This is a genomic window from Enterocloster sp. HCN-30185 (genome assembly GCF_037890305.1).
Classification (GTDB): Bacteria; Bacillota; Clostridia; order Lachnospirales; family Lachnospiraceae; genus Enterocloster.
Genome location: NZ_JBBKBT010000031.1, coordinates 1 through 4,607 on the forward strand (window position 1 = coordinate 1; position 4,607 = coordinate 4,607).

The 4,607-nt window shown below is 48.1% G+C and carries 5 protein-coding genes and 1 other annotated feature; of the genes, 3 read left to right on the forward strand and 2 right to left on the reverse strand.

Features of this window, described 5'->3' with window-relative positions; translation table 11 throughout:
* Nucleotides 1–150: 150 nt before the first annotated feature.
* Nucleotides 151–789 (reverse strand): cytidylate kinase-like family protein, encoded by a 639-nt coding sequence (locus tag WKT10_RS15735; protein ID WP_178276029.1) that lies wholly within the window; start codon nt 787–789, stop codon nt 151–153.
* Nucleotides 790–811: 22 nt separating this feature from the next.
* Nucleotides 812–1,324, reverse strand: coding sequence for a cysteine hydrolase family protein (locus tag WKT10_RS15740; RefSeq protein ID WP_340278031.1), 513 nt, complete (start codon nt 1,322–1,324; stop codon nt 812–814).
* A gap of 147 nt (nt 1,325–1,471) precedes the next feature.
* Nucleotides 1,472–1,729, forward strand: a binding site (T-box leader).
* Nucleotides 1,730–1,786: 57 nt separating this feature from the next.
* Here WKT10_RS15740 and WKT10_RS15745 point away from each other — a divergent pair.
* Genes WKT10_RS15745 through WKT10_RS15755 form a run of 3 tightly spaced genes read left to right on the forward strand, consistent with a single transcriptional unit; the run spans nt 1,787 to nt 4,576 of the window.
* Nucleotides 1,787–2,872 (forward strand): ABC transporter substrate-binding protein, encoded by a 1,086-nt coding sequence (locus tag WKT10_RS15745; RefSeq protein ID WP_340278032.1) that lies wholly within the window; start codon nt 1,787–1,789, stop codon nt 2,870–2,872.
* Between the two features lie 11 nt (nt 2,873–2,883).
* Nucleotides 2,884–3,810, forward strand: a complete 927-nt coding sequence (locus tag WKT10_RS15750) for an ABC transporter permease (protein WP_178276033.1) — start codon at nt 2,884–2,886, stop codon at nt 3,808–3,810.
* Nucleotides 3,803–4,576, forward strand: coding sequence for an ABC transporter ATP-binding protein (locus WKT10_RS15755; RefSeq protein WP_066549157.1), 774 nt, complete (start codon nt 3,803–3,805; stop codon nt 4,574–4,576). Before WKT10_RS15750 ends, WKT10_RS15755 begins: the two co-directional genes overlap by 8 nt.
* The last annotated feature ends 31 nt before the right edge of the window (nt 4,577–4,607 follow it).

A 4,607-nucleotide genomic window follows, 5' to 3' on the forward strand; every position in this document is an offset into this window, starting at 1 on the left:
TAGGTTAAATCAATAATGAGTGCAAAAAATCGTTTCATAATCCTATCTCCTTGCTAGCCTCCTTGCTAGCCTTATAATACTCTCTGTCAAATTGAAAAGAATCTGCCCATCTCCAGGCAGATTCTCCCAATGTCTATCATATCATGCTGTCTACTCCAAAAATCCCCGAAGTCTCATATAGTCCTTGATCAGGACGATCATCTGGTCATAGTCAATGCGGCTGGCGTTGATGGGCAGGTCATAGTTTTCCATGTCCATCCAGTTGCGGCCAGTAAAGTAGCGGTGGTACTCGGTACGGGTACGGTCAATGCGCTTCATCCGGCGCAGGGCCTCTGCCTCGTCTACCTTATCCACATCCATAATGCGGCGGACTCTGGTAACGGTATCCGCATATACAAAAATACGGATCACATCATCCAACTGATCCTGAAGCACATAGTTGCCGCAGCGTCCCACAATGATGCAGTTTTCTGATGCAGCCAGCTTGCGGATGACAGAGGACTGGAAACGGAACAGATTTTCCGGAGAAGTGATTTTATGGCCGTTCTGGGCGGGTTCTGACAGCTCCGGCTTTATATTAGTCACAATGCGGTACAGCAGGTTATTTCCCGCCTTTTCATCTGCCAGACGGAAATACTGCTCCCCGATGGCGCTGGTCTCTGAGGTCATCTTCAGGATTTCTTCATCATAGAAATGGATTCCCAGTTCCTTTGCCAGACGTTCGCTGGTTAAGCGTCCTCCGCTTCCGTACTGACGTTCTACCGTAATTACAAAATGTTTGCTGCTCATAGATTTATGCCTCCTTTTTCGGTTAGATCACATCAATATGACACATTTTCATAGCGTTTAAAGCATTTTCGTGGCTTTGTGGAGTTACGCCGGCACAGCAGTCCGCCTTTACGCAGATTTCCGCCTCTGGCGTCTTTGCCTTGATCAGCAGGGCATTTGAGATCACACAGATATCGGTACACAGTCCAAGAAGCTCAATTCTTTCATATCCGCCTGCTGCTGCATACTCTGCCAGTTCGGGGCTTCCAAAGGTAACTTTCTCAAAGCGCTTTCCGTCAAACTCCCTGAGGCCTGCATCCAGCTCCCAGCCTTCTGTTCCCTTCAGACAGTGGGGAACAGGAAGCTTTTTCCCCTCCATGGTATCCATGTAATCAGAACCATGGGTGTCCAGGGTAAATACAACCTCATCCCCTGCTTCCCTGTATTCACAGATCCGTTTCCTTACAGCCGGAACAATCTGCTGTGCTTCCAATGTACCCAATGCTCCGTCTATGAAGTCCTTCTGCATATCTACAACCACTAAAAGTTTCTTCACGATTCTGCTCCTCCCGATGATCTTGTGTGTAAACTTTCATTTTGTACTATAATAATACCACAAATTTACATCTTGGGGAATATAAAAATAAAAACACAAAAAGTAGTTGACAAATGGCAGTTCCTGTATTAGTATACAAAACAACAAGCCAAACCATTGAGAAAGAGGAGTAAGCTTCCAAAGCATTTTCACAGAGAGCCGCGGGTGGTGGGATCGCGGTACTAGGCTGGCAGCTGAATGGACTTTCGAGGGCGGTCCTGAACGATACAGACATACCGGTTACGGCAGTCGATGTAGGGACTGACGGATTCTGCACCCGTTATGCATGCAGCGCATATGATAGTATGTGAGAGTGGACTATTTCAGTCAATTTGAGTGGCACCGCGGATTCGATTCGTCTCAATTACAACCAGGTTGTAATTGGGACGTTTTTTTATTTTCATGATCAAGGAGGAAAATATTATGAGAAAATCAATGGCAATCCTTTTAACAGCAGCTATGAGCGCATCCCTGTTGGCAGGCTGCGGCTCCTCTTCCCAGAGTTCATCCTCTGCCCCGGCAGAAAAAACAACCGCGGACAGCAGCTCCTCTTCCAAAGAAAATGCAGATGCTGCTCCGGAAGAAGGCGCAGACGCATCCTACACCATCGGCATCGGACAGTTTGCAGAGCACGGCTCTCTTGATAACTGCCGAGAGGGCTTTATCCAGGGACTGGCGGAGGCAGGAATTGAGGAAGGAACCAATCTTACCATCCTCTACAGCAATGCTCAGGCAGACGGCGGTACAGCCAGCCAGATTGCCAATACCTTTGCAGGGAAAGATGTTGATTTAATGTGCGGCATTGCAACGCCCATGGCACAGGCACAGTACAGCCTGGCAATGAAAACAGATATCCCCGTTATCTTCACCGCAGTAACCGATCCCGTTGCAGCAGAGCTGGCAAATGCGGACGGAACTCCTGTAGGAGAAATCACCGGAACCAGTGATAAGCTCCCCATTGAACAGCAGCTTCAGATGATCCGTGAAATTCTTCCCGATGCAAAGAACATCGGAATCATGTACACCACCAGCGAGGTAAATTCCGAATCAGCCATTGCTGAGTATAAGGAACTGGCGCCAAAATACGGCTTTGAGATCATAGATTCCGGTATCTCTTCCTCTGCTGATATCCCGCTTGCTGCCGATACACTTATCGGAAAGGTGGACTGTATTACTAATCTGACAGACAATACGGTGGTTGCTTCCCTTCCCGTTATCTTAAGCAAGGCTTCCGCCAAAAATATCCCTGTATTCGGAAGTGAGATTGAACAGGTAAAGATCGGCTGTCTGGCAGCTATGGGACTGGACTATATTGAGCTTGGAAAGCAGACCGGACAGATGGCTGCAAAGGTATTAAAGGGCGAGGCAAAAGCCAGTGAAATGAATTACGAAACCATCAAGGAAGCAGCTTTTTACGGCAACACAGAAGTAGCGGAAAACCTGGGAATCACTCTTCCCGAATCGCTCACCAGCTCTGCCGTTGAAATGTTTGACACTATTGCACAATAATTTGGAGGACGATCATGACAATCATCTTGGGTATTCTTGAAGAAGGCCTGGTTTACGCCATTATGGCCCTGGGCGTTTACATTACCTATAAGATCCTGGATTTCCCGGACCTTTCCGTTGACGGCACCTTTCCTCTGGGAGCTGCCGTCACAGCCGCAGGCATTGCAGGAGGCTTCCTCTCTCCTGTGGCCGCCCTTTTCGTATCCTTTTTAGCCGGCGCTCTGGCCGGATGCGTCACCGGCCTGATCCATGTGAAGCTTAAGGTCCGCGATCTTCTCTCCGGCATTATTGTCATGACAGCCCTCTATTCCATCAATCTGAGGATCACGGGAAAAGCGAATCTTCCGATTTTCAGCAAGGAAACTATTTTTTCAAATGAATTTCTCTCCGCAAACGTACCGGAAGCTTTTAAGCCCTATACCACCACACTGATTCTTCTGGTACTGGCCGTGCTCTGCAAGGTGCTGCTGGACGCCTATTTAAAAACAAGATCCGGCTATCTGCTCCGGGCGGTAGGCGACAACGAGACATTAGTCACTTCGCTTGCTAAGGACAAGGGGCTGGTAAAAATCATCGGTCTGGCAATTGCCAATGGCTTTGCAGCCCTGGCCGGCTGCGTATACTGCCAGCAGAAAGGCTTTTTTGAAATCTCTGCCGGCACAGGAACCATGGTGATCGGTCTGGCAAATGTAATCATCGGAACACAGCTTTTTAAGCGGTTTGGCTTTGTAAAATCCACCACAGCCGTTATCATCGGCTCTATCCTCTATAAGGCCTGTGTCTCTGCAGCTCTTCTTGTAGGCGATCTGAAGATTGCCGGCCTGAACTTGTCTGTCCCGGTTACTGCTTCTGATTTAAAACTGATCACCTCCGTACTGTTTTTGATCATCCTTGTATTAAGCCCTGCGGGCGGAAAGAAGGTAAAGAGCCATGCTTGAGCTGAAACACATCCATAAATACTACAATACGGGTACGGTCAACGAAATGTGCCTGTTTGAAGACTTTAACCTGACAATCCGGGATCACGAATTTGTATCCGTTGTAGGAAGCAATGGTTCAGGAAAGACTTCCCTTTTAAATATCATCTGCGGCAGTATCCCTTTAGATGAAGGGACGATCCGCATCGGCAATGAGGATATTACTAAAATGGCAGAATACAAACGCCAGCGCCGCATCGGCCGTGTCTACCAGAATCCGGCTATGGGCACCTGCCCCTCTATGACGATTGCAGAAAACATGGCATTGGCAGACAATAAGGGCAAATTTTTTAATCTGCGCCCCGGAAAAAATAAACAGCGGATCGATTTTTACCGTGAAAGCCTCCGCACACTGGGTCTGGGACTGGAAGATAAGATGGATGTAAAGGTAGGCGTTCTCTCCGGCGGCCAGCGCCAGGCCATGGCGCTGCTTATGTCCACCATGACTCCGATCGAATTTCTGATCCTGGATGAGCACACGGCTGCACTGGACCCAAAAACCGCAGAAACCATCATGGAGCTCACAGACCGCATTGTAAGGGAAAAGAATCTGACTACCATTATGGTAACCCACAATCTGCGCTATGCAGTGGACTACGGAAACCGCCTGCTGATGATGCATCAGGGCAAGGCCATTATGGACAAAGCGGGAACAGAAAAAGAAGAAACAAGAATTGATGATATTCTGAAAAAATTTAATGAAATCAGCATAGAGTGCGGAAATTAGTAAAAAAAGAATCAGGCAGCCGGCCATTTCC

What these genes read in the sequence shown, in the direction of transcription:
- WKT10_RS15735 (WP_178276029.1), bottom strand. Translation starts at nt 789, where the DNA reads ATGAGCAGCAAACATTTTGTAATTACGGTAGAACGTCAGTACGGAAGC.
- WKT10_RS15755 (WP_066549157.1), top strand. Translation starts at nt 3,803, where the DNA reads ATGCTTGAGCTGAAACACATCCATAAATACTACAATACGGGTACGGTC.
- WKT10_RS15745 (WP_340278032.1), top strand. Translation starts at nt 1,787, where the DNA reads ATGAGAAAATCAATGGCAATCCTTTTAACAGCAGCTATGAGCGCATCC.